General features: G+C 64.9%; 12 protein-coding genes. 5 read left to right on the forward strand and 7 right to left on the reverse strand.

Annotation, left to right across the window (positions count from 1 at the left end):
- Nucleotides 1-58: 58 nt before the first annotated feature.
- Entirely contained in the window at nucleotides 59-1,900 is a 1,842-nt protein-coding gene (gene recJ / locus H1B27_RS29985; protein WP_197968536.1) for a single-stranded-DNA-specific exonuclease RecJ, read from the reverse strand.
- A 287-nt stretch (nucleotides 1,901-2,187) separates the two neighbouring features.
- Here recJ and H1B27_RS29990 point away from each other — a divergent pair, with 287 nt between their 5' ends.
- The 4 genes from H1B27_RS29990 (at nucleotide 2,188) to H1B27_RS30005 (ending at nucleotide 6,176) form a co-directional block, all read left to right on the forward strand.
- Nucleotides 2,188-3,264 (forward strand): methyl-accepting chemotaxis protein, encoded by a 1,077-nt coding sequence (locus H1B27_RS29990; protein WP_028177558.1) that lies wholly within the window; start codon nucleotides 2,188-2,190, stop codon nucleotides 3,262-3,264.
- 405 nt (nucleotides 3,265-3,669) lie between these two features.
- A complete protein-coding gene (locus tag H1B27_RS29995) occupies nucleotides 3,670-4,413 on the forward strand; it encodes an SDR family oxidoreductase (protein ID WP_197968537.1) in 744 nt (247 codons plus the stop codon).
- A 51-nt stretch (nucleotides 4,414-4,464) separates the two neighbouring features.
- Nucleotides 4,465-4,893 carry a cupin domain-containing protein gene (locus H1B27_RS30000; protein ID WP_131868518.1) on the forward strand — a complete coding sequence of 143 codons (429 nt, stop codon included), beginning with the start codon at nucleotides 4,465-4,467 and terminating at the stop codon, nucleotides 4,891-4,893.
- A gap of 311 nt (nucleotides 4,894-5,204) precedes the next feature.
- Nucleotides 5,205-6,176, forward strand: a complete 972-nt coding sequence (locus H1B27_RS30005; protein ID WP_197968538.1) for an MBL fold metallo-hydrolase — start codon at nucleotides 5,205-5,207, stop codon at nucleotides 6,174-6,176.
- Nucleotides 6,177-6,242: 66 nt separating this feature from the next.
- Here H1B27_RS30005 and H1B27_RS30010 read toward each other — a convergent pair whose 3' ends face one another.
- The 3 genes from H1B27_RS30010 to H1B27_RS30020 form a co-directional block, all read right to left on the reverse strand.
- Nucleotides 6,243-6,767 carry a DUF4269 domain-containing protein gene (locus tag H1B27_RS30010; RefSeq protein WP_197968539.1) on the reverse strand — a complete coding sequence of 175 codons (525 nt, stop codon included), beginning with the start codon at nucleotides 6,765-6,767 and terminating at the stop codon, nucleotides 6,243-6,245.
- Entirely contained in the window at nucleotides 6,748-7,161 is a 414-nt protein-coding gene (locus tag H1B27_RS30015; RefSeq protein WP_197968540.1) for an ASCH domain-containing protein, read from the reverse strand. Before H1B27_RS30015 ends, H1B27_RS30010 begins: the two co-directional genes overlap by 20 nt.
- A gap of 63 nt (nucleotides 7,162-7,224) precedes the next feature.
- On the reverse strand, nucleotides 7,225-7,953 hold the full coding sequence (locus H1B27_RS30020; protein ID WP_197968541.1) for a haloacid dehalogenase type II: 729 nt from the start codon (nucleotides 7,951-7,953) through the stop codon (nucleotides 7,225-7,227).
- Nucleotides 7,954-8,264: 311 nt separating this feature from the next.
- Between H1B27_RS30020 and H1B27_RS30025 the strand changes: the two genes are divergently transcribed.
- Nucleotides 8,265-9,314 (forward strand): hypothetical protein, encoded by a 1,050-nt coding sequence (locus tag H1B27_RS30025; RefSeq protein WP_245312063.1) that lies wholly within the window; start codon nucleotides 8,265-8,267, stop codon nucleotides 9,312-9,314.
- Between the two features lie 70 nt (nucleotides 9,315-9,384).
- Here the strand turns inward: H1B27_RS30025 and glpX are convergent, their stop codons facing one another.
- From glpX to H1B27_RS30040, 3 genes are all read right to left on the reverse strand, one after another.
- Nucleotides 9,385-10,386, reverse strand: a complete 1,002-nt coding sequence (gene glpX, locus H1B27_RS30030; RefSeq protein ID WP_061880385.1) for a class II fructose-bisphosphatase — start codon at nucleotides 10,384-10,386, stop codon at nucleotides 9,385-9,387.
- A gap of 138 nt (nucleotides 10,387-10,524) precedes the next feature.
- Nucleotides 10,525-11,841, reverse strand: coding sequence for a homoserine dehydrogenase (locus H1B27_RS30035; RefSeq protein WP_061880384.1), 1,317 nt, complete (start codon nucleotides 11,839-11,841; stop codon nucleotides 10,525-10,527).
- A 29-nt stretch (nucleotides 11,842-11,870) separates the two neighbouring features.
- Complete coding sequence (locus H1B27_RS30040) at nucleotides 11,871-13,091, reverse strand: LL-diaminopimelate aminotransferase (RefSeq protein WP_061880383.1); 1,221 nt, start codon at nucleotides 13,089-13,091, stop codon at nucleotides 11,871-11,873.
- Between the last annotated feature and the right edge of the window lie 81 nt (nucleotides 13,092-13,172).

The following is a 13,172-nucleotide window of genomic DNA, read 5'->3' on the forward strand; positions in this document are numbered from 1 at the left end:
ATCCTTGCGCATGATCTCCGCGCAAACGCGGACCGCGTTTGTCGCGAGGGATCATGCGTCATCTAATCACGGATGGCCCTTGATCGGGTAGCGCGACGTCGACGACGCGGAATTGCACGCGCTCGGCGCCCTGGTAGCGGTCGACCGAGAGCGAGCCCGCGACATGCAGCTGCTGGCCTCGATTGGCGAGCAGCGCATTGCCGAGCTTCTGGCCGACCGAACGGAACGCGATGCCGTTGACCATGGCGCCGTCGCCCGACTTGAAACGCAGGCGCAGATGCGCCTGCCCGACCTCGTCGGCGAACACGAGCTGGTGCGCCGGCAGTGCCAGCACGGGCTCCGGATTGCCGCTGCCGAAGGGACCGGCGCGGTTGAGCGTCGTCGCCAGCTCCGGCGTCACAGCACGTGCGGAGACCGCGCCGTCGATATAGAGCTCGTTGACGTGGCGCGCCTCTGCGACATCGCGTGCCAGCGCGTTTTCGACATAGGCGCGGAATTCGGCGAGCTTCTCTTTCCGCAGCGTGACGCCGGCGGCCATCGCATGCCCGCCGCCCTTGAGCAGGATGCCGTCGGCGACCGCCTGCCGCACTGCCTTGCCGAGATCGACGCCGGCGATCGAGCGGCCCGAGCCGGTGCCGATGCCGCCGGGCTCCAGCGCAATGGCAAAGGCAGGCCGCGAGAACTTCTCCTTCAGGCGGGAGGCGACGAGGCCGACCACGCCGGGATGCCAGCCTTCCGAGGCCGTGACGATCACGGCGAGCTTGTCCTCCAGCCCGATCGAGGCCAGTGCCTCGGCTTCGGCCTGGGCTTCGGCGGCCTGCTCGATGACGCGGCGCTCGCTGTTGAGACGATCGAGCTCCGCCGCGATCCGCGCAGCCTCGACGCTGTCGCCCTCCAGCAGCAACCGCACGCCGAGATCGGCGCGGCCGATGCGGCCGCCGGCATTGACGCGCGGCCCTAGCATGAAGCCGAGATGCCAGGCCTCCGGCGGGCCGTTGAGCCGCGCCACGTCCATCAGTGCGGTATGCCCGACATGGTCGCGCCGTCGCATCGCGATCAGGCCCTTGGCCACGAAGGCGCGGTTGAGACCGATCAGCGGCGCCACGTCGGCGACCGTGCCGAGCGCGACGTGATGCAGCATGCCGAGCAGATCCGGCTCCGGCATCTCGGAGGTCCAGAAGTCGCGCTGGCGCAGTTCGCGGTTGACGGCGACCAGTGTCACCAGCACGAGGCCGACGGCAGCGAGATGACCGAGGCCGGAGAGATCGTCGGGGCGGTTCGGATTGACCAGCGCATCGACTTCGGGAAGGTCGAGCCCGCATTGGTGGTGGTCGATCACGACCACGGACATGCCGAGACGTTTTGCTTCTGCGAGCGGCTCGACGCTGGTGGTGCCGCAATCGACGGTCACGAGCAGCGTCGCGCCCTTTGCTGCAAGCGCCCGCACCGCCTCGGTATTGGGGCCGTAGCCTTCGAATATCCGGTCGGGAATATGGATCAGCGGATCGAGCCCGCAATGGCGCAGGTGCCAGGCAAGCAGCGCCGCCGAGGTGGCGCCGTCGACGTCGTAGTCGCCGAAGATCGCGACCTTCTCGCCCCTTGCCGCGGCATCGGCGATCCGCTTGGCGGCGGCTTCCATCTCCGTCACGGTGAACGGGTCCGGCAGCAGCTTTCGGATGGTCGGATCGAGAAAGTCGAGCACCGCGTCGATATCTATCCCGCGGCCGGCCAGCACCCGCGCCAGCAGTTCCGGCAGTTGGTGCCGCTGCACGATGGCGAGCGCCTGCGCCGCCCCGCGCCCGTCCAGCCGGTCGCGCCAGAGCTTGTCGGTCAGCGAACGTGCCACGCCCAGGAAAGCCTGGGGCGCTTCGACGGGCAAGGCGGTGGCGGGCGGCGTCATGGCGGATGCAACTTGTTGGGAGCTCGGGGTCCAGGCGATCACGCGGACGCACGGTTACTGGCTGTCCGAGGATTGGCCGGCAATCGGCCGGGATTTGCAACGGCCCGGACGCACAAAGCGGTGGATGGCCGCTCGGCCGGCCGGGGTGACTACCATTTAGGCATTCCGCCGAACAGCAAATTAAGCAGGCGTTAGGCGGAATCTTCGAAAAAGAATCGTATTCGATCTGTAAGTCGTTGTTCCCCGTTCATTGCAGATCAGGCCTCATTGCCAAGGGAAGCTCCCCGATGTCTGCTGCGCTGGGTCTGAAAGCCAAGCCGATTGCCCCCGAAGCCACGGACGATGATTCCGACATCTCCGCGCTGATCAACCGCCTCACTGCCGAGGTCAACCAGATCGCGATCGACAAGACCAAGTCGATCCAGCAGATCACCAATCAGATGAAGATGCTGGCGCTGAACGCGCTGATCGAGAGTTCGCGCGCAGGCGCGCAGGGCGCAGGCTTTGCGGTGGTGGCGCAGGAGGTGCGCGGCGTCGGCCAGCAGGTCGAGACCATCGCGCGCGAACTCGAAACCCAATTGACGAAACGCACCGGCGATCTCGTCTCCTCGATCGAGCGCATGAGCCAGCGTTCGCGCGGCGAGCGCATGGTCGATCTGTCGCTCAACGCCATCGAGCTGATCGACCGCAATCTCTATGAGCGCACCTGCGACGTGCGCTGGTGGGCGACCGATTCCGCCGTGGTCGATTGCGCGGCCTCGCCTGGGGCTGCGGCCGTCTCCCATGCCTCGCAGCGCCTCGGCGTGATCCTGGGGGCCTACACGGTCTATCTCGACCTCTGGCTCTGCGATCTCGACGGCAACGTCATCGCCAACGGCCGCGCCGACCGCTTTCGCGTCGTCGGCCAGAACGTCGCCCACACCAGATGGTTTCGCGAGGCACGGTCCTTGCGCTCCGGCGATGACTATGTCGCCGGCGACGTCGAGAACCAGCCGCTGCTCGGCAACGCGCAGGTCGCGACCTATTGCGCCAGCGTCCGCGACGGCGGCCAGGCCAATGGCGCGCCGATCGGCGTGCTCGCCATCCATTTCGACTGGGAGCCGCAGGCCCGCGCCATCGTCCAGGGCGTGCGCGTCGGCGACAGCGACAAGGCCCGCGTGCTGCTGGTCGACTCGAATTTTCGCGTGATCGCGGCCTCCGACGGCCAGGGCATCCTCAGCGAGCGCATCTCGCTGTCGCTGGATGGCCAGCGTTCCGGCTTCTATCAGGACCGCTCCGGCACGATGGTCGCCTTCCATGCGACGCCCGGCTACGAGACCTATCGGGGCCTCGGCTGGTATGGCGTGATCGTCTGCGGGGCCTGAGGCGAGCAGCGGCCGTCCGCGAAACCGGATCGTTCTCGGCCACCCGATCCAATCCTCGAAAACAACCCCATGCACAGTAGCTCGAGGCTTGTTTTCATTGGTGTTTCTCAAGGGCACCCTGCCGCCCCGTCTTTCGTCCGTCGAAACGCTTTGACACGTCGGGCAAAACACTGGCAATCTAAGATCATCACAGGTTGCGTGCACGGCATGAGGGACTGATCCCTTCCGCTGCGATCTTGTGATATCGCAGCCCAGCTTCTGAAGCATTTTCCGGCAAGGCTCGCCCGTTACAGGCAAGAGCCTGCGCCATGGCTCGCATAGAGTCGCTTCGCATCACGTTGATCGACGTGACAGCGCGAGCTCCCCTGGTTCGTCTCGCGCTCCGATAGACCGAGGAGACATGCCATGAAGATCGTCGTGATCGGCGGAACCGGCTTGATCGGATCGAAGCTCGTCGCGAAGCTCAAGCAACAGGGCCACGAGGTGGTGGCAGCCTCGCCGAAATCAGGCGTGAACGCCGTGACCGGCGAAGGCCTTGCCGCGGCGCTGGCGGGCGCGGAGGTCGTCGTCGATGTCGCCAACGCGCCGTCCTGGGAGCCGGCTGCCGTGCTCGAGTTCTTCCAGCGGTCGAGCAGGAATCTCGGCGCGACAGAGGCCGCAGCAGACGTGAAACATCACGTGGCGCTCTCGATCGTCGGTACCGACCGCGCGCCCGACAACGCCTATTTCCGTGCCAAGCTGGCGCAGGAAACCATCATCAAGTCCGCCTCGGTCCCCTACTCGATCGTGCGCGCCACCCAGTTCTTCGAATTCCTCGGGGCCATCGCCGAGACAGGCGTGATCGACGGCAAGATCGTCGTTCCCACGGCCCAGTTTCAGCCGATCGCGGCCGACGACGTCGTCGATCGGCTCGCGGAGGTCGCAACCGGCAAGCCGCTCAACGGCACGATCGATATCGCTGGCCCCGAGAAGGCCCCCTTCAATGAATTCATCGCACGCCGCCTGAAGGCATCGCGCGATGTCCGCCCAGTGGTGGGGGATCCGAAGGCGCCCTATTACGGCGCCCTCATTGACGACAAGTCGCTGACCCCGCTCGGCGATGCGCGGCTGGGGACAACGCCGCTCGCAACATGGCTCGCGAGCCTCTGAAGGCTCGGCCAGACTCAACCACGATGGAAATGGCAAAGAAGGGGAAATCCCATGCGAAGATTGCTGATCGCAACCGCGGTTTATGCCGCATCCTTCCTGGCGGCCCATGCAGCAGAGACCGCCGCCCAATCGGCCGCCCCCTTGGCCAAGGTCACGATCGTCTTTGACCAGGCGCTGCCTAATGTCCCCGGCAAGAGCATGAAGGGCGTGCTGGTCGAGTACGGGCCCGGAGGCTCCTCGCCCGCCCACATTCACGCGCCGTCCGCCTTCATCTATGCCACGGTCCTCGAAGGAGCGATCCGCAGTCAGGTCAATGATGGCCCGGCCAAGGTCTTTCACAAGGGAGAGAACTTCTCTGAAAGGCCCGGTGACCGCCACGCCGTCAGCGCCAATGCCAGCAATAGCGAGCCCGCGAAGCTGCTGGCCGTGTTCGTGGTGGACACGACCGACAAGGAGCTGACGACGCCGATCGCGAAGTAACGCCGGACCGGTTCGTGCCGTCAGAGGCCGCGACGCGCCGCCATTTCGGCTGCAAGCAGCAGAGCAGCGTCACAAGCGCGAAGAGGTTCTGCAGGCGGGCTTTGCCGAGACGGAAGGCAAGGACCTCACGCTGAGAATTGCGTAACGCGCAATTCCGCGGTCGCATGCATCCGCCGACCAATTCTACTTGCTAGCTTGTCGTAACCGGCGCAGCATGGCTGCCTCCGGCCACATGGCTGATCAGGCCGGTCGCAACCGCGCGAACAATGGCGCAAGATAACCAAGATAAAAGACTAAAGCGGAGGAAACGCATGACAATCGATGTCTCTCGTCGGTCCCTGCTCGCACTCGGGGCGGGTCTCGGCGCCAGCGCCATGCTCGGCAGCAGCGCGCTGGCGCGGGCTCCCAAGCTCGGCACGCAGACGCCCTACTGGCACCGATTCATTCTCGGCGATGCCGAGGTGACCGTCGTATCCGACGGGCCGCTGCCGCTTGGCGATCCCTCGGGGACCTTCACCGGCGTTCCCAAGGAAGAGGTCAAGAAGATGCTCGCCGACAATTTCCTGTCGCCGGACAACGTCGTGCTCGAACAGAACTCGCCGATCGTGAACACCGGCGACAAGCTGATCCTGTTCGATACCGGCATGGGCAGCTCAAAGATGTTCGGCGCCAGCACCGGCCGGCAGCAGAAGAGCATGACCGAGGCCGGCATCAAGCCGGGCGACATCGACGCCGTCGTCTGCTCGCATGCCCATATCGACCATATCGGCGGCATCGTCGACGAAGGCGGCAAGCCGTTGTTTCCGAACGCGCAGGTCTACATCTCGCAGACCGATTTCGACTTCTGGACCGACGAGGGCAAGCTCGGCAGCGCGGCCAAGGACTTCGTCGTCCACGCCCGCAAGAACCTGCTGCCGGTTCGCGACCGCATCGTGTTCTTCAAGGACGGCCAGGAATTCCTGCCCGGCGTGCAGGCGATCGCGGCACCGGGCCACACCGTCGGTCACACCATCTTCATGGTCTCTTCGGCGGGAAAATCCTTCGCCTTCCTTGGCGACCTCTCGCACCATTCGGTGCTGCTGCTGGAGCGGCCGCGGATGGAGTTCTCGTACGACACCGACCCGAAGCAGGCGGCCGACTCGCGTGTCAAGCTGCTGACCATGCTGGCCGCCAACAAGGTCCCGGTGATGTCCTATCACTTCGCTTGGCCGGGCTATGGCCATGTCGCCAAGGCCGGAGATGGCTTCCGCTACTATCCGGAGCCGATGCAGATGACGTTGTAACTCTCGTCAGATCAGGTCCGGGCGGCGCTCGCCGTCCGGACTGCGCCCTCGCTGGGCGAGGCGATTTTATAAGCGGTCGAGGCGCGATCGCAGCTGGGCGTCAGTCTCACGGCCCAATGCAAGCAATCCAGAATAAGGGTCCCCTGCTATGCCGAGCACGGCAGCAAACGCAGGCTCCGTCTTCATTCCGCGTCCCCTGTGCCCTACCACCGCCTTCCGCAGGCGTCCATCGTCGAGAGCGAGCAGTCTCCGCTCGATCTCGAAGTGCTGCCATCCCTCCTGCTGATCGACCGGTCTCGGATCTCCGAACAGTTCGAAGGGCCAGCCACCCCATTCGAAACGGGCGACCACCGGCCGCCGGCTGGAGCGCCATTGGTAGAGAGCAAATCCGTCACAGTCCCCGTACTGTCGCCACACCAGCTCCGCGAAAACTGCCGCGTCGCGCACCTGACACACGACATCGATGTCGCTTGTCGGCGTCGAAATTCCCAAGGGCAGCGTCCCAACCACGCGCGGATCGAATCCACTCAGCTCCCCGAGCAATCCCGAACTGCTGATCGCAGCTTCGTAGCTATCGATCCAACTGGTCATCGCCGAGGACCTCGACCAGGCGAAAGCGCTCGCACATCAGCATCATGTCATCGCTATATCGTCCAAGCCTGCCGAAATAGCCTTGATGGGCGCGGCGCCAAAAGGCCAGGCTCCGGTCACCTTCTCCCTCCTCATGAGCAAAGGCTGCGTCGACCTCGTTGAACCGCCGATATGTCACGTCGATGGTTTCGATGACGCAGCGCGGCTCCGCTCGCCCGTCGAGCACGACCCAGCGCTCGCCGGGTGTGGAGGTGTTCGGCTCGTCTTCGGTACTGCATGTCGCGGTCTTGATGCCCCTGACCACGAGCTCAACCAACTCATCCGCCAGCGCGGGGCTGTCGCCGAATGCGAAGGTTCGCAGAAGTCGATACCGCTCCGGAATCTTCTTGGCCATGCTGTCCGACTCTCACGTTAGCCCAGAAAGCAAGCGGAGCCGATCGCGTCGGGATGGCGCCGTCTAACATCCCAGCCTGTCGGCGATCCCGCCAAAATCCCTTGCGACGATGTCCCAGTTGCCGGTCGCCTCGAAGTCGACCTTCTGCAGCGGACCGTATTCCGTCGGCCGTGCTACGAACGCCGTCTTCAGCCCGTTCTTCTGCGCGGCCGCGAGATCGCCGTTGTGGGCGGCGACCATCATCACCTCCTCCGGCTTGAGGCAAAGCAGCTTTGCTGCGCCGAGATAGGTCTCGGGATCGGGCTTGTAGTGCTCGAACAGCTCGGCCGACAGGATGAGGTCCCACGGCAGGCCGGCGAACTTCGCCATGTTGGTGAGCAGCGCGACGTTGCCGTTCGACAGCGGCGCGATGACGAACTTGGTCTTGAGCCGGGTCAGGCCGGCGACGCTGTCCGGCCACGGGTGCAGGCGGTGCCAGCCTTTGGTGAGATAATCGAGATCGGCTTCCGTCAGCCCCTTGATGGCGAACTTCTCGACAAGCTTGTCCAGCGAGCGACGATGCAGATCATCCAGCATGACATAGCCGCGCTCGGGGTGTTTGCGCACGTCGTCCATCGAGGCCATGTACATGCCGCGCCAACCATCGACGAGTGCGGTCCAGTCGGCGGTGATGCCACGCTGCTTGCCCCACCACATAAAGTCGGCGATGAGACTCGTGCGCCAGTCGACGACGGTGCCGAACACGTCGAAGACGAGGGCTTTGACGGCGGAGTGATCGGATGGTGGTGTCATGTTTCGCTCCGCGGATTTTCCTGCGCCGGGCTGACTCCGGGTTCAGATCGAGGCTTTAAAGCATGTTCCTTCCTATGCAACAATAGCGGTTGTCCGCCACATCAACTTCGTCTAGGGCGAGCAATGCCACTGCCTCGACCAATTGGGACGCGCACCCATCTGCTATGGCAACCATTCCTCTCGCATTCATTCTGCTCAAAGATGCCCGCCTCCCGGATCAGGAGGCCTTGATTCAGTCAATACGCGGTCGTCATCCCGACTTGCAGTGCAGTCGCAGCGCCGCCGTATTGAGCGACGGCGCTACTCGTCCGATGTTGATCCCCGTCGGAAATCACACCCTGACGATCTTCCTGGTACCGGAGCCGGTGCCTTCTGATCAGCAACTTTGGGAGCGAGCCTCTCGGCTATGGCCGGAAGCTTTCCGCGCCGCGGGACGCCATCGCGCGCACCTCGCCATCGCGGTGATGGACTCTGCCAAGAGCAATGCCGAAACGAAAGAGCTGGGATTTGCCGAGCGTACGCTCCTCACAACCGCCCTTGTAGGCGCAGTGCTCGCAGCGACGCCCGGTGTGGTCGCCGTCATCTGGGATGGAAAGGTCGGTCGTTCGCCCGAGATGTGGCTGGAGCGGTCGCGCAGCGCCTTTGCGGCTTATCCAGATCAACCGTTCGCATTGTGGACGGAGATCGTCCCCTACCGTTCCGGCAAAACCATAGGAGCCTATACAGTCGGACTGTCGGCGTTCACTGGAAGAGAGATCGAGTTCGAGGTGGATGGGCTCGATCAAGACACCGTCACCGCCCGTGTCGCCCAGCTTTCGGCCTACTTCATCGCAACCGGCCTGGAGGACGGATTTAAGAGCGGCGAGGTGTTCGAAGCCGATTCCGAGATCGATCATCGCGTCGTGGTGCTCCACCGCAATTCGCGCTTCAACATCGGGCCGGTCGTCTCATTCTCATCCCTCGATGACCGATCGGGGAGACGCAGGACCTACCCGATCATTCCCGCCGCAATCGCCCGGAATCATCCGCTGCTGATCATGCTGGGCAAGGTCGGACTTTTCGATCCTGCCGATGCGAAGAACCACATCAGGCTCAGGCCGGATCACTACCAATCGGAGGTTCGCCTCGAGAGCTTCGATCAAGGCCTCTCGCAGGCGCTGTCCGGCATGATCGCAACCGACCTCTATGCCGAGGCCGACACCAAAGCGCGCCGAGCGGTCGCGGGCGGAGACATGGCGTCCGCGAGGTCAATTCTCCAGCCGTGGGCCGAGGAGGTTGGCTTGCTTCAAGGAGCAGCCAAGCTCGCTCTGACTTTGTGCGACGCGTTCTTGTTCGTGCCAGCGCCGCTGCGCGGCCCGTAGCGGGCGGACGTTGGACCCGTCCCGGCCACGTCTGGCTGAGCCAGCCGAACGATCGCGTGGGCGGGCCAGCTTAGTCCAGATGGAACTTCGCGAGCTCGCGATGCTCGGCCTTGATGTAGCGCACGGTGCCGGTGACGGAGCGCATCACCACCGTCTCGGTCTCGATCACGCCGTCCTTGCGGAACTTGACGCCCGACAGCAGCGAGCCCGTGGTGACGCCGGTGGCGGCGAACAGGCAGTCGCCGCGCGCCATGTCCTCGATGCCGTAGATCATCTTGGGGTCGTTGACACCCATCTTCGCGGCGCGTTCGCGCTTCTCGTCGGAATCGAGGATGAGGCGGCACTGCATCTGGCCGCCGATGCAGCGCAGTGCCACGGCCGCGAGCACGCCTTCCGGCGCACCGCCCGTGCCGAGATACATGTCGACGCCGGTGTTGTCGGGGTCGGCGCAGTGGATCACGCCGGCGACGTCGCCGTCGGTGATCAGGCGCACGGCGGCGCCGGTCGAGCGCACGCCCGAAATGATGTCGGCATGGCGCGGCCGGTCGAGCACGAGCACCGTGATGTGTTCCGGCTTGACGCCCTTGGCCTTCGCGAGGCGGCGGACATTGTCGGCCGGCGAGGCATCGAGATCGACGACGCCCTTGTCGTAGCCGGGGCCGATCGCGAGCTTCTGCATGTAGACGTCGGGGGCGTGCAGCAGCGTGCCGCCGTCGGCCATCGCCATGGTGGCGATCGAGCCCGGCATGTTCTTGGCGCACAGCGTGGTGCCCTCGAGCGGGTCGACCGCGATGTCGACCTGGGGTCCAGTCTTGAGGCCGACCTCCTCGCCGATATAGAGCATCGGTGCCTCGTCGCGCTCGCCCTCGCCGATCACGATGGTGCCCTGGATCGGCAGCTTGTTGAGCTCGCGCCGCATGGCGTCGACGGCGGCCTGGTCGGCCGCTTTCTCGTTGCCGTGCCCGCGCAGCCGCGCCGAGGACACCGCCGCCCGCTCCGTCACCCGCACGATCTCCAGCGTCAGAATGCGCTCGAGCAAGGCGTGCGGGGGGACTTCAATATGGGTCGACATCGGCTCACTCCTTCGAAACGTTTGGGCCGGAAATCTCCGTCCGCATCAACTCGTAACACCCACAGTTCGTTCGAACCGTTTTATCGCTTGAGCATGACCTTTCCGGAAAACCGCTCAACACTTTTCCGAGGTCATGCTCTAGTTCTTCTCAATCCTGATGACCTGCGGCCGCCCGCTGATTACCTTGTCCTTCTGCACGGCGGCGAGCGCACGGCGCACGGCATCCTCGTGTGTGGCATAGGTGATCAGGATGACGGGCACCGGGACCGCCTTGCCGTCGCTGGGCGCAGCGCCGCCATTGGGATGACGCTGCACGATCGACTCGATCGAAATCTTCTGCTCGGCCAGCCGCGTCGCGATCGCGGCTGCGGTGCCGGGGAAATCGCGCGCGAGCAGGCGGATGTAATAGCCGCCCTCGTGGCGCTCCATCGGCGCCTTCTTGGTGTCGCGCAGCTGCGAGATCGGCCGGCCGAACGGATTGGCACGGATGCCGCGCGCGACGTCGGCGATGTCGGCGACGACGGCGGATGCCGTCGCAGCCCCGCCGGCGCCGGGACCGACCAGCGTGATCGGCGGAATGCCCTCGCCGTCGATCGTGACCGCATTGGTGACACCCATCACCTGTGCGATCGAGGATGATTTCGGCACCATGGTCGGATGCACGCGCTGCTCGATGCCCTTGGTGGTGCGGACCGCAACGCCGAGCAGCTTGACGCGATAGCCGAGATCGGCCGCCGCCCGCAGATCTTCCGGCGCGATGGATGAGATGCCTTCGACATACACGGCACTTTGAGCAACTTTCGTGCCGAAGGCGAGGCTGGCGAGGATGGCGAGCTTCTGCGCGGTGTCGTGGCCGTCGACGTCGAAGGACGGATCGGCCTCGGCATAGCCGAGCCGCTGCGCGTCCTTGAGGCATTCGGCGAAGGACAGCCCTTCCTGTTCCATCCGGGTCAGGATGTAGTTGCAGGTGCCGTTGAGGATGCCGTAGACGCGGTCGATGCCGGTTCCGGCGAGACCTTCGCGTAACGTCTTGATGACGGGGATCGCCGCGCCGACCGCTGCCTCGAAATTCAGCGCGCCGCCGTGCTTTTCGGCCGCCTTGGCGAGCTTGAGGCCATGCCTGGCCAGCAGCGCCTTGTTGGCGGTGACCACCGACTTGCCGGCGCTCAGCGCGGCTTCCACCGCCGACAGCGCCGGATCGCCCGCGCCGCCCATCAGCTCGACGAAGCAGTCGACCTCGGGATGGGTGGCCAGCGCCATCGGATCCCTGGCCCATTCGACGCCGCGCAGGTCGACGCCGCGCTTCTTCGCCTTCGAGCGCGCAGTGACGGCGACGACGCGGATGCCGCGGCCGCTGCGGCCCGCGAGCACGCGCGCCTGTGTTTCGATCAAACGGACAACTTCGGCGCCCACGGTGCCGAGCCCCGCTATGCCCACTTTCAGGGGTGCAACCATGGTATCTTAGAAAACCTGCCGAAGAGAACTCAACGCCGATTGGCGAGCGGAACGACGTTGTGCAACGTTTCGATGCCGCTTTCAAGGAAGCGGCGCACGCCGCGCGCGGCCTGCCTGATCCGTTGCTCGTTTTCCACCATGGCGATGCGGACATATCCTTCACCATGCTCGCCGAAGCCGACGCCGGGCGAGACCGCAACGCCGGATTTCTCCACCAACAGGGTCGCGAACTGCATGCTGCCGACGCTGCGGAAGGCTTCCGGCAGCGGCACCCAGGCGAACATCGAGGCCTCCGGCGCCGGGATCTCCCAGCCGGCGCGCCCGAACGATTCCACCAGCGCGTCGCGGCGCTTGCGGTAGGTGTCGCGCATCTCCTTGATGCAATCGTCCGGCCCGTTCAGCGCCGCGGTCGCGGCGACCTGGACCGGCGTGAACGCGCCGTAGTCGAGGTATGATTTGACGCGGGCGAGCGCCGCGATCACGCGCTCATTGCCGACCGCAAAGCCCATGCGCCAGCCGGCCATCGAATACGTCTTCGACATCGAGGTGAATTCGACGGCGACGTCCATCGCGCCGGGCACCTGGAGCACCGAGGGCGGCGGGTTGTTCTCGTCGAAATAGACCTCGGCATAGGCGAGATCGGACAGGATCAGGATCTCATGCTTCTTCGCGAAGGCGACGAGGTCCTTGTAGAAATCGAGGCTCGCGACATAGGCGGTCGGGTTCGAGGGATAACAGACGACGAGCGCGAGCGGCTTGGGAATCGAATGCACGATCGCCCGCTCCGCCGCCTCGAAGAATTGCGGCGTCGGCTCCGACGGCACCGAGCGGATCACGCCGCCCGCCATCAAGAAGCCGAAGGCGTGAATCGGGTAGCTCGGGTTCGGACAGAGGATGACGTCGCCGGGCGCGGTGATCGCCTGCGCCACGTTGGCGAAACCTTCTTTCGAGCCCAGCGTCGCCACCACCTGGGTTTCGGGATTGAGCTTCACGCCGAAGCGGCGGGCGTAATAGGCGGCCTGGGCCCTGCGCAGTCCGGGAATTCCGCGGGAGGCCGAGTAGCGGTCGGTGCGCGGCTTGCCCAGCGTCTCCTTCAGCTTCTCCAGCACATGCGCCGGCGCCGGCAGATCCGGATTGCCCATGCCGAGGTCAATGATGTCGGCGCCGGCATTCCGCGCGGCTGCCTTGGCCCGGTTGACCTGTTCGAACACGTAAGGCGGCAGGCGGCGGATGCGGTAAAACTCTTCCATGGCTCTCTAGGGCTCCGGGCAACCGGTCAGGACAGAATCGACAAGCCACGAGGGCCATTTCAAAAGGCGCTCATGTTCATC

This window comes from Bradyrhizobium diversitatis (assembly GCF_016031635.1).
Lineage (GTDB): Bacteria > Pseudomonadota > Alphaproteobacteria > Rhizobiales > Xanthobacteraceae > Bradyrhizobium > Bradyrhizobium diversitatis.

Excerpts from the sequence above, each read along its gene's own strand:
- recJ (WP_197968536.1), bottom strand. The coding sequence starts at position 1,900 with ATGACGCCGCCCGCCACCGCCTTGCCCGTCGAAGCGCCCCAGGCTTTC.
- H1B27_RS29990 (WP_028177558.1), top strand. The coding sequence starts at position 2,188 with ATGTCTGCTGCGCTGGGTCTGAAAGCCAAGCCGATTGCCCCCGAAGCC.
- H1B27_RS29995 (WP_197968537.1), top strand. The coding sequence starts at position 3,670 with ATGAAGATCGTCGTGATCGGCGGAACCGGCTTGATCGGATCGAAGCTC.
- H1B27_RS30000 (WP_131868518.1), top strand. The coding sequence starts at position 4,465 with ATGCGAAGATTGCTGATCGCAACCGCGGTTTATGCCGCATCCTTCCTG.
- H1B27_RS30005 (WP_197968538.1), top strand. The coding sequence starts at position 5,205 with ATGACAATCGATGTCTCTCGTCGGTCCCTGCTCGCACTCGGGGCGGGT.
- H1B27_RS30010 (WP_197968539.1), bottom strand. The coding sequence starts at position 6,767 with ATGACCAGTTGGATCGATAGCTACGAAGCTGCGATCAGCAGTTCGGGA.
- H1B27_RS30015 (WP_197968540.1), bottom strand. The coding sequence starts at position 7,161 with ATGGCCAAGAAGATTCCGGAGCGGTATCGACTTCTGCGAACCTTCGCA.
- H1B27_RS30020 (WP_197968541.1), bottom strand. The coding sequence starts at position 7,953 with ATGACACCACCATCCGATCACTCCGCCGTCAAAGCCCTCGTCTTCGAC.
- H1B27_RS30025 (WP_245312063.1), top strand. The coding sequence starts at position 8,265 with ATGTTGATCCCCGTCGGAAATCACACCCTGACGATCTTCCTGGTACCG.
- glpX (WP_061880385.1), bottom strand. The coding sequence starts at position 10,386 with ATGTCGACCCATATTGAAGTCCCCCCGCACGCCTTGCTCGAGCGCATT.
- H1B27_RS30035 (WP_061880384.1), bottom strand. The coding sequence starts at position 11,841 with ATGGTTGCACCCCTGAAAGTGGGCATAGCGGGGCTCGGCACCGTGGGC.
- H1B27_RS30040 (WP_061880383.1), bottom strand. The coding sequence starts at position 13,091 with ATGGAAGAGTTTTACCGCATCCGCCGCCTGCCGCCTTACGTGTTCGAA.